The 26,903-nt window shown below is 57.2% G+C and carries 29 protein-coding genes; 18 read left to right on the top strand and 11 right to left on the bottom strand.

Going from position 1 to position 26,903, the window contains the following annotated elements; all coding sequences use genetic code 11:
- The first annotated feature begins 146 nt into the window (after window positions 1-146).
- The 3 genes from ACR0I1_RS08610 to ACR0I1_RS08600 all read left to right on the top strand — a co-directional run bounded on the left by ACR0I1_RS08610 (window position 147) and on the right by ACR0I1_RS08600 (window position 2,581).
- A complete protein-coding gene (locus tag ACR0I1_RS08610; protein WP_480438911.1) occupies window positions 147-467 on the top strand; it encodes a lysozyme inhibitor LprI family protein in 321 nt (106 codons plus the stop codon).
- A gap of 77 nt (window positions 468-544) precedes the next feature.
- Window positions 545-1,732, top strand: a complete 1,188-nt coding sequence (gene rlmN / locus ACR0I1_RS08605) for a dual-specificity RNA methyltransferase RlmN (RefSeq protein ID WP_480705918.1) — start codon at window positions 545-547, stop codon at window positions 1,730-1,732.
- 225 nt (window positions 1,733-1,957) lie between these two features.
- On the top strand, window positions 1,958-2,581 hold the full coding sequence (locus tag ACR0I1_RS08600; RefSeq protein ID WP_480705916.1) for a cytochrome P460 family protein: 624 nt from the start codon (window positions 1,958-1,960) through the stop codon (window positions 2,579-2,581).
- 3 nt (window positions 2,582-2,584) lie between these two features.
- Here the strand turns inward: ACR0I1_RS08600 and ACR0I1_RS08595 are convergent, their stop codons facing one another.
- The 3 genes from ACR0I1_RS08595 to ACR0I1_RS08585 form a co-directional block, all read right to left on the bottom strand.
- Window positions 2,585-4,243 carry a U32 family peptidase gene (locus tag ACR0I1_RS08595; protein WP_480705914.1) on the bottom strand — a complete coding sequence of 553 codons (1,659 nt, stop codon included), beginning with the start codon at window positions 4,241-4,243 and terminating at the stop codon, window positions 2,585-2,587.
- Window positions 4,244-4,306: 63 nt separating this feature from the next.
- Entirely contained in the window at window positions 4,307-4,651 is a 345-nt protein-coding gene (locus ACR0I1_RS08590) for a hypothetical protein (RefSeq protein WP_170611369.1), read from the bottom strand.
- Window positions 4,648-5,565 (bottom strand): DnaJ C-terminal domain-containing protein, encoded by a 918-nt coding sequence (locus ACR0I1_RS08585; protein ID WP_170399059.1) that lies wholly within the window; start codon window positions 5,563-5,565, stop codon window positions 4,648-4,650. Before ACR0I1_RS08585 ends, ACR0I1_RS08590 begins: the two co-directional genes overlap by 4 nt.
- 157 nt (window positions 5,566-5,722) lie before the next feature.
- Between ACR0I1_RS08585 and ACR0I1_RS08580 the strand changes: the two genes are divergently transcribed.
- The gene (locus ACR0I1_RS08580) at window positions 5,723-6,106 is read left to right on the top strand and encodes a hypothetical protein (protein WP_170399056.1); all 384 of its coding nucleotides are present in this window, start codon (window positions 5,723-5,725) and stop codon (window positions 6,104-6,106) included.
- Here ACR0I1_RS08580 and ACR0I1_RS08575 read toward each other — a convergent pair whose 3' ends face one another.
- Both ACR0I1_RS08575 and ACR0I1_RS08570 read right to left on the bottom strand, forming a co-directional pair.
- Entirely contained in the window at window positions 6,107-7,204 is a 1,098-nt protein-coding gene (locus ACR0I1_RS08575) for a cystathionine gamma-lyase (RefSeq protein WP_480705911.1), read from the bottom strand. It lies immediately after the preceding gene.
- 3 nt (window positions 7,205-7,207) lie between these two features.
- On the bottom strand, window positions 7,208-8,050 hold the full coding sequence (locus ACR0I1_RS08570; protein WP_170399048.1) for an LOG family protein: 843 nt from the start codon (window positions 8,048-8,050) through the stop codon (window positions 7,208-7,210).
- A gap of 78 nt (window positions 8,051-8,128) precedes the next feature.
- On the opposite strand from ACR0I1_RS08570, the gene ACR0I1_RS08565 reads away from it, so the two are divergent.
- The 5 genes from ACR0I1_RS08565 to dapD all read left to right on the top strand — a co-directional run bounded on the left by ACR0I1_RS08565 (window position 8,129) and on the right by dapD (window position 12,271).
- Entirely contained in the window at window positions 8,129-9,040 is a 912-nt protein-coding gene (locus tag ACR0I1_RS08565; RefSeq protein WP_480705909.1) for a threonine/serine dehydratase, read from the top strand.
- A gap of 44 nt (window positions 9,041-9,084) precedes the next feature.
- Window positions 9,085-9,684, top strand: a complete 600-nt coding sequence (locus ACR0I1_RS08560) for a GntR family transcriptional regulator (RefSeq protein WP_480705907.1) — start codon at window positions 9,085-9,087, stop codon at window positions 9,682-9,684.
- Between the two features lie 121 nt (window positions 9,685-9,805).
- Window positions 9,806-10,393, top strand: a complete 588-nt coding sequence (locus tag ACR0I1_RS08555) for a biotin transporter BioY (protein ID WP_480705905.1) — start codon at window positions 9,806-9,808, stop codon at window positions 10,391-10,393.
- Window positions 10,386-11,351, top strand: a complete 966-nt coding sequence (gene bioB / locus ACR0I1_RS08550; RefSeq protein WP_170596752.1) for a biotin synthase BioB — start codon at window positions 10,386-10,388, stop codon at window positions 11,349-11,351. The genes ACR0I1_RS08555 and bioB overlap by 8 nt, the downstream gene beginning before the upstream one ends.
- Before the next feature lie 92 nt (window positions 11,352-11,443).
- Window positions 11,444-12,271 (top strand): 2,3,4,5-tetrahydropyridine-2,6-dicarboxylate N-succinyltransferase, encoded by an 828-nt coding sequence (dapD, locus tag ACR0I1_RS08545; RefSeq protein ID WP_170399035.1) that lies wholly within the window; start codon window positions 11,444-11,446, stop codon window positions 12,269-12,271.
- Window positions 12,272-12,323: 52 nt separating this feature from the next.
- Here the strand turns inward: dapD and ACR0I1_RS08540 are convergent, their stop codons facing one another.
- Entirely contained in the window at window positions 12,324-13,505 is a 1,182-nt protein-coding gene (locus ACR0I1_RS08540; RefSeq protein ID WP_170399033.1) for an aromatic ring-hydroxylating oxygenase subunit alpha, read from the bottom strand.
- 142 nt (window positions 13,506-13,647) lie between these two features.
- Between ACR0I1_RS08540 and ACR0I1_RS08535 the strand changes: the two genes are divergently transcribed.
- The 3 genes from ACR0I1_RS08535 to ACR0I1_RS08525 are packed head-to-tail and all read left to right on the top strand — an operon-like array spanning window position 13,648 to window position 14,865.
- Window positions 13,648-13,890: a hypothetical protein gene (locus ACR0I1_RS08535; RefSeq protein WP_480567968.1), complete on the top strand. Its 243-nt coding sequence runs from the start codon at window positions 13,648-13,650 to the stop codon at window positions 13,888-13,890.
- On the top strand, window positions 13,890-14,483 hold the full coding sequence (locus ACR0I1_RS08530) for a TetR/AcrR family transcriptional regulator (RefSeq protein WP_170514906.1): 594 nt from the start codon (window positions 13,890-13,892) through the stop codon (window positions 14,481-14,483). The genes ACR0I1_RS08535 and ACR0I1_RS08530 overlap by 1 nt, the downstream gene beginning before the upstream one ends.
- A 37-nt stretch (window positions 14,484-14,520) precedes the next feature.
- On the top strand, window positions 14,521-14,865 hold the full coding sequence (locus tag ACR0I1_RS08525) for a hypothetical protein (RefSeq protein WP_170399025.1): 345 nt from the start codon (window positions 14,521-14,523) through the stop codon (window positions 14,863-14,865).
- Here ACR0I1_RS08525 and ACR0I1_RS08520 read toward each other — a convergent pair.
- Window positions 14,862-15,920, bottom strand: a complete 1,059-nt coding sequence (locus ACR0I1_RS08520) for a transporter substrate-binding domain-containing protein (RefSeq protein WP_170406807.1) — start codon at window positions 15,918-15,920, stop codon at window positions 14,862-14,864. The two genes, ACR0I1_RS08525 and ACR0I1_RS08520, sit on opposite strands and share 4 nt — an antisense overlap.
- 207 nt (window positions 15,921-16,127) lie before the next feature.
- Here ACR0I1_RS08520 and dapE point away from each other — a divergent pair, with 207 nt between their 5' ends.
- From dapE to rnr, 3 genes are read left to right on the top strand one after another with little or no spacing between them, the layout of a single operon-like run.
- Window positions 16,128-17,267 carry a succinyl-diaminopimelate desuccinylase gene (dapE, locus tag ACR0I1_RS08515; protein WP_480705903.1) on the top strand — a complete coding sequence of 380 codons (1,140 nt, stop codon included), beginning with the start codon at window positions 16,128-16,130 and terminating at the stop codon, window positions 17,265-17,267.
- Window positions 17,268-17,270: 3 nt separating this feature from the next.
- Window positions 17,271-17,846 carry a TIGR04282 family arsenosugar biosynthesis glycosyltransferase gene (locus tag ACR0I1_RS08510; protein WP_170425918.1) on the top strand — a complete coding sequence of 192 codons (576 nt, stop codon included), beginning with the start codon at window positions 17,271-17,273 and terminating at the stop codon, window positions 17,844-17,846.
- A gap of 57 nt (window positions 17,847-17,903) precedes the next feature.
- Entirely contained in the window at window positions 17,904-20,162 is a 2,259-nt protein-coding gene (gene rnr, locus ACR0I1_RS08505; RefSeq protein WP_480705901.1) for a ribonuclease R, read from the top strand.
- Here rnr and ACR0I1_RS08500 read toward each other — a convergent pair.
- Entirely contained in the window at window positions 20,153-20,539 is a 387-nt protein-coding gene (locus ACR0I1_RS08500; protein WP_170508952.1) for a DUF1801 domain-containing protein, read from the bottom strand. The two genes, rnr and ACR0I1_RS08500, sit on opposite strands and share 10 nt — an antisense overlap.
- Entirely contained in the window at window positions 20,536-21,234 is a 699-nt protein-coding gene (locus ACR0I1_RS08495; protein ID WP_480562283.1) for a glutathione S-transferase family protein, read from the bottom strand. Before ACR0I1_RS08495 ends, ACR0I1_RS08500 begins: the two co-directional genes overlap by 4 nt.
- A gap of 82 nt (window positions 21,235-21,316) precedes the next feature.
- On the opposite strand from ACR0I1_RS08495, the gene ACR0I1_RS08490 reads away from it, so the two are divergent.
- Together ACR0I1_RS08490 and ACR0I1_RS08485 are read left to right on the top strand one after the other, a co-directional pair.
- Window positions 21,317-22,024 (top strand): helix-turn-helix transcriptional regulator, encoded by a 708-nt coding sequence (locus tag ACR0I1_RS08490; protein ID WP_170425977.1) that lies wholly within the window; start codon window positions 21,317-21,319, stop codon window positions 22,022-22,024.
- Window positions 22,025-22,094: 70 nt separating this feature from the next.
- Window positions 22,095-23,411, top strand: a complete 1,317-nt coding sequence (locus tag ACR0I1_RS08485) for a lytic murein transglycosylase (protein WP_480705898.1) — start codon at window positions 22,095-22,097, stop codon at window positions 23,409-23,411.
- Between the two features lie 41 nt (window positions 23,412-23,452).
- Here ACR0I1_RS08485 and ACR0I1_RS08480 read toward each other — a convergent pair whose 3' ends face one another.
- A complete protein-coding gene (locus ACR0I1_RS08480) occupies window positions 23,453-24,850 on the bottom strand; it encodes an aspartate aminotransferase family protein (protein WP_480705896.1) in 1,398 nt (465 codons plus the stop codon).
- 75 nt (window positions 24,851-24,925) lie between these two features.
- Entirely contained in the window at window positions 24,926-25,609 is a 684-nt protein-coding gene (locus ACR0I1_RS08475; protein WP_170406782.1) for a GntR family transcriptional regulator, read from the bottom strand.
- A 140-nt stretch (window positions 25,610-25,749) separates the two neighbouring features.
- Here ACR0I1_RS08475 and ACR0I1_RS08470 point away from each other — a divergent pair, with 140 nt between their 5' ends.
- Entirely contained in the window at window positions 25,750-26,835 is a 1,086-nt protein-coding gene (locus ACR0I1_RS08470; RefSeq protein ID WP_170398992.1) for a polyamine ABC transporter substrate-binding protein, read from the top strand.
- Window positions 26,836-26,903: the final 68 nt, after the last annotated feature.

Genomic DNA, 26,903 nt, shown 5'->3' with positions numbered 1-26,903 from the left:
CGCTTAAGTTTCTGCTTTAGTGGCCCATCTTGATTGGGCGCGCATCTTGATCTGTGATAGACAGATATCTCTGTCTGGAGGATTGATGGATGCGATGGGCATTTGTTTTTTTGATGTTTCCGATATCCGCAATTGCGGATCCAACTATGGAGTGTATTGACGCCGGTTCGCAGGTGGAAATTGGATCTTGTGTTTCGGATATGGAGTTGCGGGTAAACGCTGCGATAGACTCCAGCTATTCGCTGGCGCTCGGCTCCGCACAAGAACTGGACGAGGTCACTGGACGGGTCGTCGCTGTGCCTGCGCTGGAGGCCTCGCAAAACGCGTGGGTGGCCTATCGCGATGCGCAGTGCGAAGCGGTAGGTGCTTCGTTCGGCGGAGGATCGGGTACGGGGATCGCCATCACAGCCTGTCGGGTTGACCTTGGCCGGGCGCGGGTTGACGAATTGTTGCGTTACGCAAATTGAAGCACGAATTCTTTTGATCTTTACGTGTGTTCCTATATAGAGGCGCATCCCAAGCCAGAATCCACCGAGATACGCCAATGTCGCCCAAAGCGCCGATCACTCAAGACGTCATGACCATCCCCCGCAAACTGCCCGAGGGGAAGATGAACCTTGTCGGTTTGACCCGCGATCAATTGCGTGAGGCGCTAATTGAACACGGCACGCCCGAAAAGCAGGCGAAGATGCGCACGGGGCAGATTTGGCAATGGATCTACCAATGGGGTGTGCGTGATTTTGGTGAGATGACCAATCTGGCCAAGGCCTATCGCACGCAACTGGCCGAGCAGTTCGTAATCGAAATCCCCGAAGTCGTGACCCGCCAGGTTTCAGAGGACGGCACCCGCAAGTATCTGTGCCGCATCGCGGGCGGGCATGAGGTTGAGGTTGTCTATATCCCTGAAGATGATCGCGGAACGCTATGCATCTCATCTCAGGTGGGCTGTACGCTGACTTGTTCCTTCTGCCACACGGGCACGCAGAAATTGGTGCGCAACCTGACAGCGGCCGAAATTGTCGGGCAGGTCATGATGGCGCGTGACGATCTTGAGGAATGGCCAACACCGGGTGCGCCCAAAGATGAAACACGCCTGCTGTCAAATATCGTGCTGATGGGTATGGGCGAGCCGCTTTACAACTTTGAAAACGTCCGTGACGCAATGAAGATCGCGATGGACCCCGAGGGGATTTCTCTGTCCCGTCGCCGCATCACGCTGTCGACCTCGGGTGTGGTACCCGAGATCGCGCGCACGGCTGAAGAAATTGGATGCCTGTTGGCGATCTCGTTCCACGCCACCACTGATGAAACTCGCGACATACTTGTTCCGATCAACAAGCGCTGGAATATCGAGGAACTGCTGCAGGCGTTGGCCAGCTATCCCAACGCGTCGAATTCTGAACGGATCACGTTCGAATACGTGATGCTGGATGGCGTGAACGACAGCGACGAAGACGCGCATCGTCTGATCGCTCATATCAAGCGCCATAACATCCCGGCCAAGATCAACCTGATCCCGTTCAACGAATGGCCGGGCGCGCCCTACAAGCGCAGCTCGAACAATCGCATCCGGGCCTTTGCCAACATCATCTATCAGGCGGGCTATGCCTCACCCATCCGCAAAACGCGGGGTGAGGATATCATGGCGGCCTGCGGCCAGTTAAAATCGGCCACCGAACGGGCCCGGAAATCGCGAAAGCAGATCGAGGCTGAAGCCGGGCTAAACCGCTAAGGGCATGCGCCGTGGCTTCACGCGAAAAACTTAATGAATTGAGTGCTGTTTCCTTGTTCAAAATTTGGTATCTTCGGCGCAGACCCGCTCTGGATGGGGAACTCACCGACAGACACAAGGTGGTGAGATTGCCGGGGCGGTGCTGGTAACACCAATTAAGGCCGCTACCATTTTTCTGAAGCAAAGCGGCATTTAGGCGAACTGATCAGTCAGGGAGGCCACAATATGATTGTAAGTCACCGGCAAGTCTTGGGTATCACGGCTGTTCTGGCGATCTCGGGATTTGTTCTCCACGCGGCATCTGCTCAGACCAAAGATCAGGATGCGCATTTGGCGATTGAAAACCCAGCCGATCTGACCAAGGAGCAAGCGCAGAAACACTATCAGTCATTGATACGACGCATGTCGCGGGGTTATGCGGCGGCACAGATGGACTTGATCCGAAACTATCAGAACTGGCCGTTGTTCAACGATGCGCCCTACATCTCGGCCACGCATGGGCAGCGCTATGTCAACAGCTATGCGAACCGCATGGCCCACAATTACGGCACATTGCAAGAAGGCGAAGAGCTGCCTGCAGGCTCGGTCCTAGCCAAAGACAGTATGACTGTCACAGATGAGGGCAATATCCATCCCGGTGCCCTGTTCGTGATGGAGAAACTGCCAGAAGGCACCAACCCGGAAACAGCCGACTGGCGTTATATCATGGTGATGCCGGACGGTTCGCTGTTCGGTGATACGATGGGCTTTCGCGCGTCAGAGGTCGATTACTGCCATGTCTGCCACGAGGCCGTCGCGGACCGGGACTATACGTTTTACGTACCCGAAGAGTATCGTGTCGCAGAGTGATCTTCAGGCCGCCGGGTCAGGCAGCTTCAGCTCGGTCGCTTCCTGACGACTGAGTTGCTCACCGTGTTTGCGTTTGGATAGGACCTCGCGGGCGAGCGCGTATTTCTCATCCTGCCAGAAGATCAAACAGCCGTTGCAGCCTTTGCCGCAACATCCCTCGGTTCCGATACGATTGGTTTTGAAGCGGCGCTCATTGCCGTCTTCGCCGATTTTCTCGACCAGCTCGTCACGACGGCGGGTATAGGCCTTAGGGTTGTCGCGACCTGAGGTTTCCAGCCCCTGCACCAGCTTGTCAAACCGAATGCGACTCCAGTGTTCGTCGGTCAGGGCACGTTCTTTGCGCAGGACGGAGTAGACCGGGAAACGGGCGCGCAGATCGTCGATATCCTCGTGATCGAACAGGGTGAAGGGAAGGCGGATGATGGTTTTGGTACTGCCATGCACAACGTCCAGCCGCGCCCCATCATGAGCGCGTTCAAAGTCATAGACCCGCAGCAGAACCGTCTCGCGCGAAATCGGAGAGACGAAATCCAATACATCCCCCGGTTCCAGCTTGTTTTTCACCTCGACCAGAAAGGCATCCTCGGTCACCTCGGTGACGATCCCGGCATATTCCCACTGCGCAATCGAGGCTGTGTGTTCGTAATCATGTGCATAATTGGTCAGGCGGCCTTCGTGGAAAGCCAGCGTGTAGCCGCGGTTCCCGACTGTTTCGAGTTCACGCATATAGGGCTTCGGGTCCCAGTTCTCGGGGTCGGCGTGATAGTCGTCGATGGCCATACGATAGGCGCGCGCGACGATGGCGGCATAATACTCCGATTTGCCGCGCCCTTCGACTTTCAGACTGTCGACACCGATCTTCAAGTATTCATCCAGCTTGGGCATGATGCACAGGTCGCGGGAATTGAGGATGTAGGATCCCCGATCATCCTCTTCGATGGGCATCAAATCACCGGGGCGACAGCCTTCTTCCAGCAGGAATTCGAATAGGTCGGCGTTTTCATCGGTAATGCGCAGCTCCTGATGCGTTCCATCTTTCAGACGCAGTTTCAGACCATAGTTCCAGCGGCAGGAATTGGCGCAGTTGCCCTGATTGGCCCCGCGTTCGGCCATGAAGTTCGACAGTAGGCAGCGGCCCGAATAGGTCATGCACATGGCCCCGTGCACAAACGCCTCAAGCTTGATATCGGGGCATTCCTCGCGAATCTCGACCAATTCGGGGTATGAGACTTCGCGGGCCAGAACCACAAGCTCGGCCCCCTGATCCTGCCAGAACTTCACCGACAACCACGAACAGATATTGGCTTGCGTCGAGATATGCAGCGGCAGTTCCGGCGCGCGTTCGCGGACGTATTGGAACACTCCGGGGTCGGCGATGATCAGCCCGTCAGGTTTCACCTTGCGGACAGTGTCGATGTATTCGTCCAGCTTCGGAATGTCCTTATTGTGCGAGAACAGGTTCAGTGTCAGGTACGCGCGCCGGCCATGGTTGTGGCAGAACTCGACTCCCTCTATCACCTCTTCCAGCGAGAACTCGGACTTTGTCCGCAGCGACATATCCGGTGTGCCCAGATAGACCGCATCCGCGCCATAGAGGATGGCGAGTTTCAACTTACGCAGATTGCCCGCAGGCATCAGCAATTCGGATCTGGACTGGGTCATGGGGATACCGGGCTAAGGATCAAGGGCGCCTTCTACGCCAAAATCCCGGCTCCCAAAACCCCGTTAACTGCGACGGAATCGCGCTGTTCCGATCACTTCGATCAGTTGTTGGCGAACCGGTTCCGGTTGCGCCTCGACTGCGTTCAAAACCTCGCGCAGTTCGGCGCGCAGCCCATGCATCTGGTCGATCAGAGAGATCATCATCGACAGTGCATCGGCCTCCATGTCGTACTGGTCATGCAGTTCGCATGCCAGTTCCAGACGTGCAACGTCGATACGCTGATATCGCAGACCTTGCTCCGATTGCTCGGGGATCACGATCTCAGCGGCCAGATATTCGGTCAGGCGATCCGAAGTCAGGCGGGTGATGGCGTCGATCAGTTCGGCTTCGGTCAATGTGCGGCTCATGACGGCATTCCTTTGCGCGGATCATAGCCGTGGGTTTCGCGCCATGTCTCCATGAAGTGCTTCAATTCATCGTCTACCTTATCTGGCATTGCGACGGTCAGTTCTATGAACTGATCGCCCCGCTCGGACGAGCCGCGTTTCTTGACTCCTTTGCCACGCAGGCGCAGGGTTTTGCCGCTGCTGGTCCCCGCTGGGACACTGACATTGACGCCACCGTCGATGGTGGGGGCGGGAACCTTGCCACCCAGAACGGCCTCATCAATGGTGATGGGCAGCGTGATGTGGATGTCATCGCCCTGACGGTCGAACACCGGGTGATCCGCAACCGAGATCGTCACAAGCGCATCGCCGGGAGGCCCATCGCCGTACCCCGGGGCCCCTTTGCCACGCAGGCGGATGGTTTGCCCGGTCGTGATACCCGCAGGTATCTTCACTTCAATCCGGTTCCCATCTGGCAGGGTCAATTTCTGGCTGGCTCCGAAAACGGCGTCCAGAAAACTGATCTGCAGCGAGTAGTTCAAGTTGTGGCCCGGTGCATGGAACTCCTGCGTGCGCTGTCCATATCCACCCCGCCCGCGCATGAATTCGGCAAAGATGTCGGACATATCGTCCTGTTCAGCCGCGTGACCGCGATAAGGGTTGCCTGCAGCCTCGGCATATTCGCGATAATACTGCTGCTGCGGACGTTCCTGTCCCGACGCATCAATTTCGCCATTGTCGTAGCGTTTGCGCGTCTCGGGGTCTTTCAGCAGGTCATAAGCAGCAGCAGCGGCTTTGAACTTGGCCTCTGCCTCGGCATCGCCCGGCTTGAGGTCCGGGTGGCATTCTTTGGCGATCTTCCGATAGGCTTTCTTGATCTCGGCATCGCTGGCGTCTTTGGCGACGCCAAGTACGGAATAGGGATCGTCGCTCATCTTGCCTCTCGTCGATGTGGGGTTTGGCCTTGATGAAGGTATTTTATCAATTGATTTCAACAGGTCAAAAAGAAGAGGCGGCTAAATTGTCTCGTAAATCTGTCAAGCTCTGCTAATATTAAGATGTTTCAGATTGATCATTGACGGAGATCACCCCATGACGCGCAGGCTCAAATCGGTGCTGGCATTGCTGGCTGGGAACGCCATCGGGCTGCTATTGGCCAGTTTGCTGCTGTCAGAGTTTGCGATCCGACCGATTTCCTTCATCGTGGTGGTAGTCGTGTTCACCCTGGTCCAGGTGATAGCCGAACCGCTGATCCTGAAGCTGGGGGAAAAGAAGGCGCCGGCGCTGAAGGGCGGAATTGCCTTGATCGTAACCTTTGTTGGTCTTCTGGTCACCGATCTGATCACATCCGGTCTGACCATTGGCGGTATCTCAAATCTGTTGGCCGCAACCTTGCTGGTATGGTTGGGCGCTCTGATCGGCAGTATTGTGCTGCCGATCTACGTGTTTCCCGAACTGCGCGACCCTAAGAAATAGTCATATCGCGTCTAAACTGGCCTCGATGGCCTGCCACAACTCGTCCACCGGTTCGCACCCCACGGACAGGCGGATGAAAGCAGGATCGACAGCATCCCCCCAACGGGCGCGCCGCTCGGCCGAACTGTGGACGCCGCCGAAGGATGTAGCCGGACGCAATAGTGGGCAGCTGTTGATGAACTGTTCGGCTTTGGTCTCGGTCTCAAGCGTGATGCTTAGCAGAAACCCGAAGCGCGTGGTTTGAGCCGTCGCCAATGTGTGCGCCGGATCATCGGTCAGTCCGGGATAGCGGATCTGTTTCACGTCCGGGTGCGCCGCCAGCCGTTCAGCCAGTATTTGTGCTGAGCTACACATCCGATCAAACCGCACATCCAGAGTCTCCAAACCCCGATGTAGCAACCACGCTTCATGTGGCCCCGGGATCGCACCGGAGACGCGGCGCCATTCCTCAACTCGCTCCATGATTTGCGGATTGCGGCTGGCTAAATGACCCATCAACAGGTCCGAATGCCCACCCATCGCTTTGGTATCTGAACTCACAACCACATCAACGCCAAGGTCCAGTGGGCGCTGGCCCAATGGGGTCATCGTTGTGTTGTCGGCGATGGTGATGCCGCCGGCCTCGCGCACGGCCTCGGCGATTACTGGCAGCTCAAGCATGTCCAGACCGGGGTTCGAGGGGCTTTCTAGAAACACCACATCGAATTCATCAAAGCCACCTTCGGCAAAGTCGGTGGTTGGGCGTTCGATAACCGAGACGCCCAGATTTGACAGGAACCGATCAGCCAAAAGGCGCGTCACATAATACCCGTCGGACGGGATCAGCAGCCGCGACCCGGCTTGGACCGTCGCAAACAAGGCCGCCGAAATCGCACCCATACCCGAAGGAAAGCTGAGGCAGGGTGCATCTTCGAGATGCGACAGAACGTGTTCCAGATGCAACCAGGTCGGGTTGTCGACCCGGCCATAGCTGGCATGCCCATCCGGCGCACCGGGCAGATGGTACATGCTGCTTTGGGTCAGCGGCAGGGCCACAGGCTCGCCCTTGTTCAGGGCATTCCCGCGCAAGTGCAACATTTCGCCGGTCTTCGGGCTCATGGCTCAGCGCCCCGGTATTTCATCGCGTGGGGGCGCGGGTTCCCAATTCTCGATGATCTCGACCGCCTCTTGCGCGGTGTCGACAAAGCGGAACAGGTCAAGATCTTCGTCCGAGATGGTGCCCGCATCAGCCAGAGCCTCCCAGTTGATAACCTTTTCCCAGAACTCACGCCCGAACAGCAGGAAAGGGACGCGATCCATGCGGCCGGTCTGGATCAAGGTCAGGGATTCGAACAGCTCATCCATGGTGCCGAAGCCGCCGGGGAAGATGGTGATGGCGCGAGCGCGCATAAGGAAGTGCATCTTGCGGATGGCGAAGTAGTGGAAATTGAAGCTGAGATCAGGCGTCACGTATAGGTTCGGAGCCTGCTCGTGCGGAAGCACGATGTTCAGGCCGATCGAACACCCGCCTGCATCCTGTGCACCACGGTTACCCGCCTCCATCACGCCGGGGCCGCCACCGGTGACGATCACATTTTCGCGGCAGCCCGTCTGATTTGATTTCTCTGTCATCAGACGCGCAAACTCGCGCGCCTCATCGTAGTATTTCGACAGCCCGGCCAAGGTCTCGGTCCGCGCTGTGTGTTTCTGAGCGGGTTCCGGAATGCGCGCGCCACCGAACATGACGATGGTCGAGGTGATCTCACGCTCGGTCATGATCATCTCGGGCTTCAGCAGCTCCAGTTGCAGCCGCACGGGGCGCAGCTCATCCCGGCACAGGAAGTCATCATCAGCGAAGGCAAGGCGATAGGCCGAAGACCGCGTCTGCGGGGTATCCGGTACCTCGCTTGCGGTCGAGCGGTCGGTCTGTGCGTCGCGAAAGGGGCTGAGGCGATCTTCTCTCATAAACGGGGTTCCCTGCTTGCGTGTTTCCAAAACAGCTATAGGGTTCGCGGGCAGAGTGCCAGTCACGGAAAGACAAGAATGGATTGGAAAAGTGAAATATTGGCAGCGCGGGATCGCATTGCCGGACACGCGCAGGTCACGCCAGTGATGGAAAGCCAAATTCCGGGCTATCCGGTTGAAATGAAACTTGAACATATGCAGCACACCGGCAGCTTCAAAGCGCGCGGGGCGTTCAATACCCTGCTCAGCATGGATGTGCCTGCGGCAGGCGTCGTGGCGGCTTCCGGTGGCAACCACGGTGCGGCAGCGGCTTATGCCGCGCAATCACTGAGCTACCCAGCGAAGATTTTTGTGCCCGAACTTGCAGGTCCCTCCAAGATTGCGCTGATCAAGCGGATCGGGGCTGATCTGAGTGTTGTTTCGGGTGAATATGCCAATGCACTGACCATGGCGCAGGCGCATGAGGAAAGCACCGGCGCCATGCAAATCCACGCCTATGATGCGCCAGCGACGGTGGCAGGGCAGGGGACATGTTTTGCTGAATGGGACGCGCAGGGCTTGCAGGCGGACACAGTATTGGTGGCCGTGGGAGGCGGCGGGCTGATTGCCGGAGCTTTGGCATGGTTTCAGGGTGCGCGCAAAGTCGTGGCGGTCGAACCGGAAACCTCTTGCGCGCTGAATGCGGCGTTGGCTGCGGGCGAACCGGTTGATGTTTCCGTTTCGGGCATCGCAGCGAACGCACTGGGCGCACGGAGAATTGGTGAGATTTGCTTTCGGCTGGCCCAAGGCATGAGTTCGGTTCTGGTTTCTGACGATGCGATAGCGCAAGCCCAGAATGCTCTGTGGCAGACGCATCGAATACTGGTTGAACCAGCAGGGGCTGCTGCGCTTGCCGCACTGATTTCGGGCGCTTACCAGCCGGAGCCGGGTGAGCGTGTCGCAGTGCTGATTTGCGGCGGGAACATCGCGCCAGATCCGCTAACAGGTTGAGAATACGGCTTGTAGATGTTGTTCATGGATTTTATCTATAATTAATGACCGCGACCATTGCCGACACAATCTATAATGCCCTGAGCCAGAAAATCATCACCGGCGATCTTCCTGCCGGTGAAAAGCTGCGTCAGGACCATATCGCGCGCGACTTTGAGACCAGCCATGTGCCGGTGCGCGAAGCACTGCTGCGGCTTGAGGCGCATGGATTGGCCAAAAGCGAACCGCGAAAGGGCATGCGCGTCACCGCGTTGGACCCTGCCGAAGTGCGTGAGGTGATCGAAATGCGTGTCGCGCTGGAAACGCTGGCAATGCAGCATTCCGTGCAAAACATGACTCCACCTGCTCTGAAGGCCGCTGATGATGCACGAAAGGCGTGTGATGAGGCAGAGAGCATGCCTCAGTGGGAGGCGCGGAACAGGGTGTTTCATCGTGCCATCCTGACACCATGCGGGTTGCCCCGTCTTTTGCATGCTGTCGATGATCTGCACATTGCCAGTGCCAGGCACCTGTTTGCACATTGGCGGCCCAAATGGGTGCAGCGCGTCGATACGGATCACGCTGCGATCATTCAGGCACTGAAGAGCAAAGACGTTTCCGCCGCAACCTCGATACTTGTGCGCCATATCCGTCGTGCAAGCTGATACTTTCTGCCTTTGAAACTACAATCTGTGCCTCCTCAGAAGATTTGACTTGATTTTTAATAGATAAAAATGATGATTAATTCAGAATAAATGCAATATTATCTATAAAAAGAGAATGACGATGAAAGCTACTCTGCAATCCACCCTCCCGGCCGCCGGAGTAATAACCCCTGCGGGTCAGATCCTTCGTGTCGCGTTGGGTATTCTTCTTTTGACCGCCAGTGCAAAAGTCCAGGTGCCATTTTGGCCTGTGCCCATGACCCTTCAAGTCGCCGCTGTCATGGCTGTCGCCGCGGCATTTGGGCTGCGTCTCGGTTCTGCAACCGTGATCGGTTACATGGTTGCCGGGGCAGTGGGTTTGCCGGTGTTTGCCGGAACGCCCGAAAAAGGCATCGGGCTGGCCTATATGATGGGCGGAACCGGAGGTTATTTGCTGGGTTTCGTGGTCGCCTCGGTCATGGTTGGATGGGCCGCGGACAATCTGCGCAAACTGTTTCTGGTTCCGGCGATGCTGGCTGGACTTGCGGTGATCTATGCGCTGGGTCTGGGTTGGTTGGCTCAGTTCGTGCCTGCAGACAAGGTTCTGGTTTACGGTTTCAGCCCTTTCATTCTGGGTGATCTCGTGAAGATTGCATTGGCAGCCGTTCTCGTGATTGGCCTGCCGACGGGTCTGATGCAGAAAATCCGTGGGCCGCAGCCAGATGCTTGATACCGGGCAAGATATCCGCAGCGATTGGACCGTGGATGAAGTGGAGGCGCTGATGCGCCTCCCAATGTTGGATCTGGTAGGTCGCGCAAATGTAATTCACCGGACGTATCACGATCCAAACGACATCCAAAAAGCCAGCCTGCTGTCGATAAAAACCGGAAGCTGTCCCGAGGATTGCGCCTATTGCCCGCAATCCGCTCATCATCGAGAGGTCGAGCTGACCAAGGAAAAGCTCATGAACCCTGCGCATGTCATCTCGCTTGCCAAACGGGCGCGCGATGCGGGGGCTGAACGGTTTTGCATGGGTGCTGCATGGCGTCAGGTGCGCGACGGCGAAGAATTCGACAATGTGCTGGACATGGTGCGGGGCGTGCGTGATCTGGGCATGGAGGCTTGCGTCACCCTGGGCATGCTCAAGCCACATCAGGCCAAACGATTGGCCGAGGCGGGACTTACCGCGTACAATCATAACCTGGATACTTCGCCGGAATTCTATGGCGAGATTATTGGAACTCGTACCTATCAGGATCGTTTGGAGACCCTCAGCTATTGCCGGGACGAAGGTATTGATCTGTGCTGCGGCGGCATTATCGGTATGGGTGAAAGCCTGCGGGATCGTGCCTCGCTGTTGCAGGTCCTTGCGAATTTTGACCCGCATCCCGAAAGCGTACCGATAAACGCGCTGATCCCGATCAAAGGCACGCCGCTGGCGCATCTAGAAAAAGTAGGCATTTTTGATCTGGTGCGCATGGTTGCGACCGCGCGGATCGCCATGCCGCAAACACGGGTGCGCTTGTCGGCAGGACGGTCGGACTTTTCAACTGCCGAGCAGGCTTTGTGCTTTCTGGCTGGCGCAAATTCGGTTTTCTACGGCGATGTGTTGCTGACCGCACCCAATGCTGGAACCCAAAATGACCGGGATATGTTTGCCGCACTCAGCGCACTTACCGATGATTGACGCAAACCGAGGTATCCGCGTCGCATTGCGCCATGGGTCTCGCTTGCGTATAGGCCACATCAACGTGAACAGATTCTCTAGGGAGACGCCCCATGTCCAATGCGCAACTGGAAGCCGCCATCGAAGCCGCCTGGGAAGTACGTGACACAATCACCCCTGCGACCACTGGCGAGCAACGAGAAGCAATCGAAGACACGCTGAGCGCGCTGGACAGCGGTTCGCTGCGAGTGGCTGAAAAGCTCGACAGTGGTGATTGGCACGTGAACCAGTGGGCGAAAAAAGCAGTTCTGCTGGGGTTCCGCATCAAGGACATGGAAATCCAGACCGGAGGCCCGCAAGACGGCGGCTGGTGGGATAAGGTCGACAGCAAGTTCGCCGGCTGGGGAGAGAACCAGTGGCGCGCGGCAGGGTTCCGCGCCGTGCCAAACTGTGTGGTCCGCAAGTCGGCCTATGTCGCACCTGGTGTGGTGCTGATGCCCTCGTTCGTGAACCTTGGCGCTTATGTCGATGAAGGCACGATGGTTGATACCTGGGCCACCGTTGGTTCCTGCGCGCAGATCGGCAAGAACGTGCACTTGTCGGGCGGCGTCGGCATTGGAGGCGTACTGGAGCCGATGCAGGCCGGTCCGACCATTATCGAGGACAACTGCTTTATCGGTGCGCGTTCGGAAGTGGTCGAAGGCTGCATCGTCCGCGAGGGTTCGGTTCTGGGCATGGGCGTATTCATCGGTAAATCCACCAAGATCGTGGACCGCGAAACCGGTGAAGTCATGTATGGCGAGGTTCCGCCCTATTCGGTGGTTGTTGCGGGCTCGATGCCGTCCAAGAACAATGTAAGCCTGTATTGCGCGGTCATCGTGAAACGCGTCGATGAAAAGACCCGTTCGAAAACTGGGATCAATGAGCTACTGCGCGACTGATCCCCTCGTTTCAGTTTGAATAGGCCGCAGAGTGCATGCTCTGCGGCCTTTCTTATTTTGGCATGAACTCCAGCACTGTTTGCTGAAAGAAATCAATCGCCGCCTCACCTCCGGCCCCTTTGGCCAGAGGGCCGACTTGATATCGGGGCGATTGAAGGGCGCGCTGCATCTTTTCGCACACCCAGACATCCTCGGTCTGAAAATCCCCCGTCTCCAGTGGGTGCAGGGTCCAGTGAGAGGATTTGATCCGACCGGATTCCGGGTCGTATCCGGGTATGTCCGCCGCGCGATGCGTATAGGTGAACCAGCCTTTAGGCGACCAGTTTCTGACCCGCAGCAGAGTTGTGTTGGCGTCGACCGGTTCCATGGTCGATATCGAAAACCCCCAGGGGTTTGGCGTCAGGATCGTGGTCGGAAACAGCATGTAGACCCCACCATAGCCCGGCGTTTCGGCATTCCGTACCGTTTTCAGGCCGGACCCTTTGGCCGAGTTTTCAACAAACTGAGGGATACGATGTTTGACGCCTTCGCGCTCGGTCGACCACCAGACCATGTTGTGGCCAAAAACCTCCCAAAGATTCTTGTCATGGGTTGGCCCGCCCAACGTGTCTTTGTGCAGATAGGCCAGATGATAGCCGTCGATTGCATTTTCAAAGAAGACCTTCCAATTGCAGTTGATCTCATAGACCACGTCGTCGGGGTTCTCTTGTAGCTCGCTTGATGCCAGATCATGAGGCCAAGGTATTTGAGCCAGATCGCCAAGCCACGCGTCAAAGCTTTGATCCGGTTCTGGGTGAACAAAAACAAGGTTGCGGAAGACACCGACTGAGGCACCGAACAACGCGGTTGCCTTCTTGTCCAGATCCGGAAAGCACTCGCGCTGGGCTGGTACTCCGCGCAATGCGCCATCCAGATTGTAGACCCAGTTGTGATAAGGGCAGACAATGGTCTTGCCTGCGTTGCCGCAACCTTCCAACAACTCGGTTCCGCGATGGCGGCATTGGTTGTGGAAGGCGCGCAAGTCGCCATTTGCGTCCCGTATGACGATCAGAGCGTAGGCCCCGGCCTGAATCGTCCTGAAATCGCCGGGTTCGGTGAAATCCATAGTCACGCCGGCAAAACTCCAGCACTTGCTGAACAGGGTTTTCTGTTCGGCCTCATACCAACTGTCCGAGACATATGCCTCACGCGGCAGTTGTTGCTTGGGTTGATCCGGAAGTGCGTCAGGCGGCATTGTTGAGTCCGTTTATTGTCAAAAATGATAATCATCAATATTGACAATAAACCTTCGAATGTCCAGATTTCACCTTAAGATTTTTCTGAACCCGCTTGGAGGCAGGATGACTTTTATTCAAACCCTGAGGAATCAAAGGTGGATGACACTGCTAATTCTGGCGGCGCTTCTTGTCTCGACCTTCGCCGGGTATTACGGCCTTTGGGGTCTGTTGTTCATATTTTGGGGGCTCTTGGCGGTGCGCTCGGGGCAGGCCTTCTTGATCGAACCGATAAACCGCGCGACAGATCCGGCACTGTTCTGGTCGCTGACGGTTTTGTGGATCGGTTTGGGCGTTCTCTACGTTCTGGCGGATGTTTTTCCACCAGTTTCGAACGGATTCTGATGCCCCGTCCCAGTATGAAAGACGCCAGATCCGAGCAAATCCTGAACGCATTTATGCGTTGTGTCGCGCGGTACGGGCTGGATGGCTCGACCCTGGCGCGCATATCAGAAGAGGCGGGCGTCGGGCGGCCATTGCTACGCCACTATCTGGGCAACCGGGATGAGATGGTTCGCAAGCTGCTAGATCACGTCCTGAAAGTCTTCGCGGATCAGGTTGAGGCGCTCTTCGACACTCTGCCGTGTACTGATCGGGTTGCAGCGATGCTGGACGCTTTGTTCGGACGCGGCACCTATTCTTCGGAAAGTGCTGCGGTTTTTGCCGCTTTGGTCGCAGCCTCAGAAAGACACGCGGATTTGCGAGAACCCTTGCTTGGGTTTGTCTATGACTTCGAGGCAAGGATCGCTGCTGAAATCATGAACGAACTGCCTGCTGCCAATGTGCAAGGAGTCCAAGCCGTGGCAGCGGGTATGTCCGCAATTTATTTCAATACGGATGCTGTGATGCCATTGCGACCCCGGGCGGAATGGCGCGACACGCAGCGCGTGGCAGCGCAGATGCTGTTGGACCACCTATACGCCAGCACCTGCGACTGAGTTGACCGTGCCATCGGGCCAGCGTATTGCGGGCACTATGGAAAAGCAGAAAAAACCTTCGCGCCAGCAAGTCTATACGTTGTTGGTTCAGATCGGTCGCAAAGATGGCGACGGCCTGCCCGAAGGCGCGACCGGGGCGGCGTTGATGTGTTTTGCCAGCGGCGTGGACGAGGCCGAAGCCGTGCGCGAGACAGTAGCGATCCTGAAGCAGGCCGATACTGCACCGCTGGATGTCACCGGCTATGGCACCCTGGCCGAGCGTGAGGCGCAAGGACATGATATCGATCCGGATGAGCGGGCATTGATGCAACGGGCGCTGGATGAAAACGCGGTTATCGTGGCACAGATGACGCCATTCTTCGGCGACGAGGAAACTGCTTAGTTTCTTACCCCGAACCACTTGCGATAGATTTCGTCATAGGTGCCGTCTTCGCGCAGGGACAGCAGCGCCTGATTGACGTCTTCGACCAATGGCGATCCGGTTGGAAATGCGATCCCATAGTTTTCACGCAGGAAGATGCCCCCGGTCATTGTCGCCATTCTGCGCCCTTCGTGGCTGGCATAATAGGACAGGATCGGAGCGTCGAAAACGACCGCATCCAAATCCTTATTCTCAAACGCGTTCAGCATGTCCTGCAGATCGCCATAGCCGGTATAGTCGATCTCGCGCCGGTTCAGGAAACTGGCGGCGGTTGAATCGGAAATCGTCCCGACCTGTTTGCCGTAAAGGTCGTTGACCGAATTGACGCTGCCGGTGATTGCGTCCACCGTCATCACCGAGGTGATCCGGGCCGTGAAAACGGAGACGATGAATAGGGATGACACCACCAGTACTACACCCAACAGGCGGCCAAACGGGGTGCGCGGCATCCGCTCTTCAAAGCCACCGTTCACCACCAGGTTGAGGGCCCACCAGAACGAGGGGAACCACGCCTCATTCAATTTGCGATCAAAGTAGGGCTGCGCGCGTTTCTCAAAACTCCACATCAGCATGCCGCCACCAAGCAGGATCGCAAAGGCCAGCCCGATGGCGATGAACAATTCCCGAGACAGCAAAGCGTGCAACAGCGATGGCTGGCGAGCGGCCTCTGACGGGACCATGATCTGTAATCCGGCCTCAAATATCGGTTGCGTGAAATCCATTCGGGTTTCGCGCAAGGCGGTGATCGATATATTAGCGATCGCCAGATCGGCAGAGCCATCCTGAACCGCGCCCAACATTTCTCCAAATGTCTCGACGCGGTTGACCGAGTATTCCCAGCCGAGTGATTCAGACAGTGCCGCCAGAAGATCCATCGAGAAACCGGTCTGGGCACCGTCCTCGACAAATGAGAACGGAGGACGGGTTACCGTTGTAACCGTAAGAGACTGGGCCTGGCTTTGCTGCGCAAGAGTCGCGAAAGTCAGGCAGATCAATGCGAAGAAGACACGCTTCATGTGGAATCACCTGTTTCGCGGCCCTCTAACGCACTTAAGGGCAGCGCGGCAAGGCAGCCGCTGGGTCAACGCTCATGTTTTGTTGGGGTGCAAAATCAAGCCGCTTGGGCATTCGGTCTCGGAATTCGACTATTCGGGGTTGGCAATCCGGGCAATTCGTTGAATCTGTGCACGAACACAGGCACCCCTAAGGACAAGAGGCCCAATATGACCGATCCAGTTGAGCTGACAGCAAATCTGATCCGTTGCCCATCAGTCACACCTGATGAAGGCGGGGCATTGGTCTTGCTGCAGCAGGTGCTGGAGGAGGCCGGGTTTTTTTGCACTCGCGTAGATCGTGGTGGAATCTGCAACCTCTTCGCCCGGTGGGGGCAGAAGGGTCACGCGCGCAGCTTTGGCTTTAATGGTCATACGGATGTGGTTCCGGTAGGGGATGAAGCAGCCTGGACCATGCCCCCATTTGGCGCCGAGGTCCGGGACGGGGTGATGTACGGCCGGGGCGCAACGGATATGAAATCGGGCGTGGCAGCATTTGCGGCAGCGGCTATCGATTTTGTGCGTGACACGCCCCCGGATGGGGCGGTGATCCTGACGATCACAGGTGATGAAGAAGGCGACGCACTGGATGGCACTGTTGCTTTACTGGATCACATGGCCGCAACGGATGAGCGGATGTCGGTTTGTCTGGTGGGCGAACCCACCTGTCCGAACAAGATGGGCGAAATGATGAAGATCGGTCGGCGCGGTTCGATGACTGCGTGGTTCACTGTGACCGGAGTGCAGGGGCATTCGGCCTATCCGCATCGGGCAAAGAACCCGGTGCCCGCGATGGCGCGGCTGATGGATCGGCTGGCCAGCCAAGAACTGGATCAGGGGACCGACCACTTTGACGCCTCGACCTTGGCGGTTGTCACGATCGACACCGGTAATCCGGCGACAAATGTGATCCCGGCGCAATGTTCTGGGACAGTGAACATCCGGTTCAATGACCTGCATTCCGGGGCCAGTTTGAGCGATTGGTTGCAATCCGAGGCAGACACCGTTGCCGAGGCGTTTGGCGTCGATGTCGAGACCCGGATCAAGATTTCGGGTGAAAGCTTTCTGACCCCTCCGGGGGCATTGTCTGATCTGGTAGCTTGCGCTGTCAAAGCAGAAACAAATATTCGCCCCGAGCTTTCGACCACCGGCGGGACCTCGGATGCCCGCTTCATCAAAGATCATTGCCCGGTGGTCGAGTTTGGTCTGGTCGGGCACACCATGCATCAGGTCGATGAATGTGTCGAAGTGGCGCAAATTCATCAACTCAAGGCGATCTACACCCGTATTCTGACGGATTACTTCGCCTGATCCATGCAGAAAACGCTGGTCATCATGGTGAAAGAGCCACGTCCAGGGCGGGTCAAGACCCGTTTGGGGCGCGATATCGGCATGGTTGGGGCTGCTTGGTGGTTTCGGCATCAAACGCGATCTCTGATCCGGCGTCTGCGTGATCCGCGCTGGCAGATTGTACTGGCGGTCTCTCCGGATAGGGAGGGAATGAACAGTCGGGTCTGGCCTGTTGATTTACCCCGGAAGCCTCAGGGGCGCGGAGATCTGGGCGACCGCATGGGGCGGATGTTGCGCGGTGCTCCCGATGGCCCGGTGTGCCTGATCGGTGCGGATATTCCGGGCATCACACGGGGTCACATTGCGCGGGCCTTTCGCGCGTTGGGCCGGGCTGAGATGGTGTTCGGGCCCGCCCCGGATGGCGGCTATTGGCTGGTCGGTGCGCAGCGCTATGGGGCGCTGCCCTCAGGGTTATTCCGCGATGTGCGCTGGTCAACGGAACACGCGTTGGAAGACACACTGAATTCGGTTCGCGGGTGCCGAGTAGCGTTGCTGGATAATCTGCGCGATGTGGATACCGTGGCCGATCTGCACGGCTGACATGAGGCACCGCTTTTTGACCATGACGCGGTCGCATGCCCGTGCTAGGCCAAACTCATGACACGCATTCCGACCAAGCAAGAGGTCCTCGACTGGATCTCGGCGAACCCTACCCTGACCTCGAAACGTGATATCGCCAAGGCTTTTGGCATCAAAGGCGCGGATCGGATCGATCTGAAGCGTATCCTGAAAGAACTTGAGGCCGACGGCCATCTGGAAAAACGCAACCGCAGCTATCGCGATCCGGATCGTCTGCCGCCGGTCAGCGTGTTGCAGGTGAAGGCCCCGAACGTAGATGGCGACCTGTTTGCGCGCCCGTTGGAATGGCACGGAGAGGGGGTCGAGCCCATCGTTCTGCTCGTAACGCGTGCCAGCGATCCGGCGCTGGGTGAGGGTGACCGCATTCTGGCCCGCCTGACCGTGGTGCATGAGGAAGATCACAATTACGAAGCCCGCTTGATCCGCCGCATCGGCACCAACCCGCGCAAGATCGTCGGCATTTTCCGCAAAGGGGCCGAAGGCGGGCGGATCGTGCCCATCGACAAGGCTGGTCAGACAGAATGGCTGGTCGCGGACGGGGCCGTTCTGGGGGCCAAGGATGGTGAGTTGGTTGAGGCCGAACAGGCCGGACCCAAGAACCGCATGGGTCTGCCGCGTGCGCGTATTGTTGAACGGCTCGGCGATCCGACCGCGCCCAAGGCTGTCTCGTTGATTGCCATTCACCAACACGGTATTCCCGACGATTTCCCGGACAAGGTAATCGAAGAAGCCGACAAGGCCAAACCCGTTGGACTGAAAGGGCGTGAAGACCTGCGGGATATGCCCTTGCTGACCATCGATCCTGCGGATGCACGGGACCACGACGACGCCTGCTATGCCCATGCCGATGACGATCCCAAGAACCCGGGTGGCCATGTGATCTGGGTCGCCATAGCTGACGTCGCCGCCTATGTGAAACCCGGTACGGCGCTAGATCGCGAGGCACGCAAGCGGGGCAACTCCAGTTACTTCCCGGACCGCGTAGTGCCGATGCTGCCGGATCGCCTGTCCGGCGATCTATGCTCCCTGCACGAAGGCGTGCCGCGCGCTTGTATCGCGGTTCGGATGCAGATTGATGCCGAAGGCAACAAGATCGGCCACCGTTTTGTACGGGCTCTGATGCGCTCTGCCGCCTCGCTGAATTATAACGAGGCGCAGGAGGCGATCGACGGCAACCCGAACGACCGCACCGGGCCGCTGTTGGATACGGTGCTGAATCCGCTTTACGCCGCCTATGCTGCGCTGAAAAAGGCGCGTTCCGTGCGGCAGCCGCTGGAGCTGGACCTACCTGAACGCAAAATCGTACTCAGCGATGCGGGTGAGGTGACCAGCGTCGCGTTCCGTGACCGGCTGGATGCGCATAAGCTGATCGAGGAATTCATGATCCTCGCCAATGTCGCCGCTGCCGAGACCCTGATCACCAAACGCCGCCCGCTGCTGTTCCGCGTCCACGAAGAGCCCGCGCCCGAAAAGCTGGAAAGCCTGAGAGAGACGGCGCAGGCGGCGGGATTAAACCTCGCCAAAGGGCAGGTATTGCAGACCCGACATCTGAACGCGCTGCTAAACGCCGCCGCTGGTACCGAGGATGCGGAGCTGATCAACCTGACGACCCTGCGGTCGATGGCGCAGGCCTATTACAACCCCGAAAATTTCGGCCATTTTGGGCTGGCTCTGCGGAACTATGCGCATTTCACTTCTCCCATCCGGCGCTATGCTGATCTGATCGTGCATCGCGCGCTGATCTCAGCCCATGGCTGGGGCAAGGACGGTTTGACCGAGGATGAGATTGCACGGTTGGAAGAAACGGCAACCCATATCTCGGATACCGAGCGCCGCTCGATGATGGCCGAGCGCGATACGACTGATCGCTATCTGGCGGCCTATCTCAGCGAGCGGGTCGGCAATGAGTTTTCTGGCCGGATCAGCGGTATTGCCCGGTTCGGTGCCTTCGTGAAGATGGACGAGACCGGAGCGGACGGTCTGGTTCCAGTGCGTTCGCTGGGGCGAGAGTTTTTCCATTTCGACCGAGAGGCCGGGACGCTGATGGGCTCGGACACCGGGCTGATCATCGCCATTGGCCAGCGTGTCACGGTGCGGTTGACCGAGGCGACGCCGGTGACGGGCGGATTGGAATTGGAGTTGTTGTCCATCGATGATCAGGCGCTGCCGCGCGGCCGTGGCCCCGCCAAGCGCGGAACGCGGCGCAAGGCCGCCAGCACCAAGCGCAAGAAGGACAAGATCAAGCGCAAGGTCGAACGCAAACGCCGTCAGAGGTGATAAGTAAGCGCGCGCGCAATCAGCCAGCCATGGCGCGTAGGATCAATCTGATCGGGCCGGTCGAACAGAATCGCGCGATTGCCGTCGATCCGATCCTCTCCAGGAAAGGCGGAGGTAAAATCCCCCATCAGTCGGCTTTGGCAGTGTACGAACAACGCAAAGCAAGCCGCCTTGTGTCCGCCCAAACGAATCGTCGAGCCTTTGGGCGCCAGATAGGCGGGCTGGCCCCACCGCAACGCTTCTTCCAGAGGCTGAGCGCGTGGCAGCGAGGCCGCAGTTTCGAAGATCAACTCGCGCAGCGCTAATGCCCCATTGCGCGTCTCTTCCGGTAGCGCCTCATAGGCTGCAGCGACTTTTTTGTTCTCAAAGGCTGTCATGATAGCGGGATCGCCTGCTCCATTCGGTCGATATAGCTGTTGAGCAGCTTATCTTGTTTAATCCGACGGGTCAGGGGGGTGTCTGATGGTGTCGCGCGCATCGCCGCCAGCATTGGACCGACGCTCATGTCCGCCGAGGTTGGTTTCTCTCCCATCAGATAAGGCGATTGCCAAAGATAGGCCGAGATCGCCTCAAAGTCGCGCTCCAGCCGGTCTTGTCGTTCGACGGGCGAAAAGCGGGATACACCTTGAAACGCGAGCCCCTTGAGAACGGATTTCCGGATCGAATTCGAAACCGGCTTGCGGATCAGTGCGGGAATGACGGTAAAGAAAGTATCGCGCAGAATTGGCCAAACCTCATCATTGGCCCAACGGTCCTGGACTACATGGAAGTACAGATGTTCCTCGGCCATGCGGACCAGTGCGCGGGACTGGGCCTTTTGCAGGTCAGTCAGGCCAGCATCGAAATCGGCCCCCTGAGCCTCAAGCCAGTCGCGGATCAGGTCGCTGTCCGGAATCAGACGTTCAGGCGTGCGCAGAACCGGCAGCTTCTGGTGTGGCATCTTGCGTGGATCCAGCAGATCGGACCGTTGCCAGCGCAGGCCCGCGTTTTGAAGCATCAGGGCCGTTTTCACACAGAATGGGCTGGCGCTGAACAGGCCAAAGGCAGAGGGGAAGGTGAGAAGGGTCAGCATCATCAGCTCCATAGTTGGGACGCCTGATGGATACGCCGGACTGATGACATATTCTGACATTAGGCTTAGAGTAGAATATACTATGTCCCGCACCGCTCGTCTTTTTCAGTTGATGCAGGCCCTACGATCTGGCCCCTCGCCCAGGACGTCGGTTCAATTGGCGCAGGATTTAGGCGTTTCGCCGCGCACAGTGCACCGGGATATCGATGCATTGCGTGGCCTCGGGGCGATAATCGACGGAGAGGCCGGGTTCGGGTTCACCCTAATCGAGGATGCGACCCTACCGCCGCTGGGTTTTACCAATGATGAGCTTGAAGCGTTGGTTCTGGGTTTGCGCGAGGTGCAGCTGATTGGTGACCCGGCGCTGTCGGATGCCGCAAGCGCGGCCCTACGCAAGCTGCAGGGCCGGTTGCCGCAGCGCCAGTCGCACCGATTGAGCCACGCCGTTTTGACCGCCACGCGATTTGACAGGCCGGCCGTGCCAACCATCGATGTCGCCGAACTGCGCCAAGCCGCGTGGGACGAACGCGTGATCGAGTTCGCCTATACCGATGCCAAAGGCGCAGACACCCGTCGTCGGGTCAATCCGCTGAGCATCGTCTATATGGACCGTGCCAGCGTATTGCTGAGTTGGTGCCACCTGCGACAGGATTTCCGAGTGTTTCGGCTGGATCGTATGCAGGGCATGGATGTGACCGAGGATAGCTTCCGACCCAATCGCGTATCGCTGTTGCGTGATGCCATTGCGCGTATTCGCGCGGAACGTGAGGAACAGGATCAGGAAACCTGACGTTCTGCGTTTTGAGAAATCCCGATTGTGCGCTATCATCGGCTCTGAGCAGTAATCAGGATAAAACGGAATGCGTAAGTGTGTAGGTGGCGTTATGACCGCCGCATTATGGGCATCCATCGTGCAGGCGGATACAACAGACAATTCGATACGGCCTCTGGCCCGACCTTTGGTCGACAATGTGCAACTGGCCTCGGCGGATGTGACGGTCTCGGTACGGCCCGTGCTGCGGCCTAAGGTCGAGGTGCAACGTGTATCGGCAGACGGGAATGCCCGATTTCAGGCTTGGCTGGGGGCATTTCGCAAGCGGGCGCAAGAGCAGGGCATCTCGGTCAATACGCTGGATCGGGCGTTGGCTGGGGTGACCTATGACAGTGACATCATCAAACGCGATCGCAATCAGGCGGAGTTTTCCAAACCGATCTGGGAATATCTGGACGGAGCGGTTTCAAAAACGCGGATTTCCAACGGTCGCGTTGGACTAGACAAGCACCGAGAGACTTTGACCCGGATCGAAGCCCGGTACGGCGTCGAAAAAGAGGTCGTGACCGCGATCTGGGGTCTTGAGACTTCGTTCGGCACCTACCGAGGAAGCAAGCAAACCATTCGGTCACTGGCGACTTTGGCCTTTGATGCTCGACGAGCAAGCTTTTTTGAGGAACAGCTGATCGCCGCGTTGCAGATACTGCAGGCAGGGGATGTCGACCCTGAGAATATGGTTGGCAGTTGGGCTGGGGCGATGGGGCATACACAGTTCATGCCGACCTCGTTTCTTGATTACGCGGTTGATTTCGATGGAGATGGGCGTCGCGAGATCTGGTCGGATAATCCAACTGATGCCTTAGCATCAGCCGCTTCTTATTTGGCAAAACATGGATGGACCAAAGGCCAACCTTGGGGGGTCGAAGTGCAACTACCATCCGACTTTGACTACGCCAACGCGCGGCGAGATTTCACTCTGATGCCGTCGGAATGGGCGGCCCGTGGGGTTCTTGCTTACTCGGGCAAGGCAGTGCCCGATCACGGGCAAGCAGCAATCTTGTTACCGGCGGGTGGTCGGGGTGTCGCCCTGATGATCTTCAATAATTTCAAAGTGATCGAGGCCTACAACGGCGCCGATGCCTATGTGATCGGCATCGGGCATCTGTCCGACCGGCTTGCAGGAGGCTCTCCGTTTGAGGCCGATTGGCCGCGTGGCGATCGCGTATTGAGCTTTACTGAAAAGAAAGAACTACAGCGTCGGCTGACTCAGGCGGGCTTCGATACACAAGGGATCGATGGGCGCACCGGGCCAAATACGATTAACGCGGTGCGCGCGTTTCAGGTTGCTCAGGGGTTGATCCCGGATGGATACCCGTCGCTCGGCCTGCTGGAAAGGATGCGCTGATAATCATGGGCGACCCAATTGGGTCGCCCATGATCTAGTAATCAGGACGCAGGCTTCATCAGACCTTTTTCGTTGATTTCAACCAACGCATCATCCAACGATTTTTGAATGCGCACGAACATCTCGTCGATTTCGGCCGGGGTAATGACCAGCGGCGGAGAGATGACCAAGCGGTCGTCCACATGACGCATGATCAGATTGTTTTTGAAGCAATGTTCGCGGCAGATATATCCGATCGTGCCGGGATCTGATGCGAACTTGGCTCGGCTTGCCTTTTCAGGCGTCAATGCGATGGACCCCATCAAGCCTGCGATCTTTGCCTCTCCGACCAGCGGATGCTCGACCAATGCGTCCCATTTCTTTTTCATATAGGGCGCGGCCACGTTGCGCACATGATCGACGACGTTTTCTTCTTCGAGGATGCGCAGATTTTCGAGCGCAACTGATGCGGCAACAGGGTGGCCGGAATAGGTGTAGCCATGGTTGAACTCGGTGGCGCTGATGACACGGGCGACTTCGTCGCAGACGATCGATCCGCCAATAGGTGCATAGCCTGAGCTAAGGCCCTTGGCGATTGTCATGATATGCGGTTTGATCCCGACGGTTTGCGAGCCAAACCAGTTGCCGGTTCGGCCAAACCCGCAGATCACCTCATCCGCGATCAGCAGTATATCGTACTTGTCGCAGATGCGCTGAATTTCAGGCCAATATGTGTCGGGTGCGATTATCACGCCGCCTGCGCCCTGCACAGGTTCGGCGATAAAGGCAGCGACGCGATCTTCGCCCAGTTCCTGAATGGCTTCTTCCAGCTCGCGCGCGCGGGCAAGGCCGAATTCCTCCGGGCTCATATCGCCGCCTTCCGCCCACCAATTTGGCTGGTTGATATGGTGGACATTCGGGATTGGAATGCCGCCCTGCGCATGCATTCCTGCCATGCCACCCAACGACGCCGATCCAACAGAGGAACCGTGATAGGCATTCTTGCGACTGATGATGATGTTCTTGTCGGGCTGACCTTTTTCGGCCCAATAGGTGCGCACAAGACGGATGTTGGTGTCGTTGGCCTCGGACCCGCTTCCGGCAAAGAAGACATGGTTCAGATCACCTGGCGCAAGCTCAGCCAGCTTTGCAGCCAGCGCAATGGCGGGCGTATGGGTCGTCTTGAAGAAAGTATTATAATACGGCAGCTCGCGCATTTGACGTGCGGCTGCATCGGCCAGTTCGTTGCGGCCATATCCGATATTTACGCACCACAATCCGGCCATACCATCCAGAATTTCATGACCTTCGCTATCGGTCAGATAAACGCCCTTGGCACGGGTGATGACCCTGACACCTTCGTCTGCCAGCGCCTCATTGGTCGAAAAAGGATGCAAATGGTGTGCTGCGTCCAGCGCCTGCAATTCGGCAGTGGGCATGTGATTGGTGATGGTGGACATCTCGGATTCTCCAGCAAGCGTCGTTGCCAGATAGAATATGATCAAATTTTATGCTGTCAATCGAATCGCTGGTTTCTAGGTGCTTGGCAAAGCATCGCCCATCATTCCCATACCCTGCTCAATGTCCTGCGCTGTTGCTAACGCGGCCTTTTCTGCATCTCGCTCACGTAGCGCGGCAATAATGTCTTTGTGTCTGTCGGGCAGGCTTTGAGTGCCGAAGCGACCGCAAACGATGCGCAACGAAGGGCCGAATCGCAGCCATAGCCGTTCGGCTAGATCAACAAGTATCGGAGCGTCCGCATGGGAATACAAAGATTGGTGAAAGGCGTGGTTCAAACGCAGGTAACCCCCTACGTCCCCATCCGCGATCATATTGTCCAATCGTTGATCCAGCTGCTCAAGATAGTCGATCTCGGTTATAGATATGTTCTTTGTGGATCGCCTGGAAAGCTCTGTTTCTATTGAAATTCTTGCAAAAATCATCTGCTCGATGTCGTTGGCTGAAAGCAGCGGGACGCTCACGCGACGATTGCCCTGAAAAATGAGCGCGCCGTCGGAAATCAGACGGCGTATTGCCTCGCGCACCGGAGTCATGCCGACACCAAGCGAATCAGTCAGGCCCTGGATCGTGACGGGCTGCCCGGGCACGAGATCGCCAAACAGAATCTGGGATTTCAGTGTTCGATAGACCTGTTCGTGCGCTGGGCGTTTTTCTTCATCTACCGGAGGTGTATCTGCTTTATTTTTGATCAAATCCAAAAGGTTTGCCCCAATCCAAGTGTTTCTGTCTTGCCAGAATCTTCACCTATTCCGACCATAGGTGAAACCGTCGTGAAACGCAAAACTTGATCAAATCCAAAAAAAGGTCAAAATGGCCGCACAGTTGCAGGGAGAAAAATATGAAACTGAAAACGCTGGGGATGACAGCGATCGTCGCATTGGGGACTTCGGCCGCGTTTGCTGAAGAAGTGCGCGTCTATAACTGGTCCGACTACATCGACGAAGATCTGCTGAGCAAATTCGAAGAAGAAACAGGGCTAACCCTGATCTACGATGTGTTCGACAGCAACGAGGTTCTGGAAACAAAAATGCTGGCCGGTGGGTCAGGCTATGATGTGGTTGTGCCTTCAGGCACGTTCCTACAACGCCAGATCCAGGCCGGCGCGTTCCAGGAACTGGATGCCGCCAAGCTGTCGAATGCAGGCAACCTATGGGATGTGATCCAGGAACGAACCGCAGGGTATGACCCCAACAACGCCTACTCAATCAACTACATGTGGGGCACGACAGGTATCGGGTTGAATGTCGGCAAGGTCAAAGAAGTGCTGGGCGACGATGTTGCACTTAACAGCATGGATCTGGTGCTCAAGCCCGAGAACATGGAAAAGCTGGCCTCGTGTGGGGTGCATTTCCTCGACGCACCGTCTGAGATCATTCCGATGGTGCTGCAGTATATCGGCGAAGACCCTGACAGCCACGACACAGACGTAATTGGGAAAACCGAAGAGATTCTGACCAGTGTGCGCCCGTATGTTCAGAAATTCCATAGTTCGGAATACATCAATGCGCTCGCCAATGGTGATATCTGCGTTGCTGTCGGCTGGTCGGGCGACATCTTGCAGGCACGCGACCGTGCGGCGGAAGCGGATAACGGCGTGGAAATTGAATACCATCCCTTTGCGGAAGGCTCGCTGATGTGGTTTGACCAGATGGCTATTCCGGTCGACGCACCAAACCCCGAAGGCGCGCACCAGTTCCTGAACTTTATCCTGGATGCCAACAACATGGCTGCGGCGTCGAACTATGTGTACTACGCCAACGGCAACAAGGCCTCGCAGGAGTTTCTTGAAGAGGACGTGATCGGTGATCCGGCGATCTATCCGGATGATGCGACCATGCAGAACCTCTACATCACCACACCTTATCCGGCAAAGACCCAGCGGGTGGTGACACGTCTCTGGACCAAAGTGAAATCAGGCACCTGATCTGATCATAGCGCAAGGCGGGCCCACTGCCTTGCGCCATTTTTATCCTGACCGATAAACGGGGGCCG

The organism is Ruegeria sp. B11 (assembly GCF_056539785.1).
Note: the sequence above shows the minus strand (reverse complement) of the source record. Positions and strands in the feature narration are given on the sequence as shown.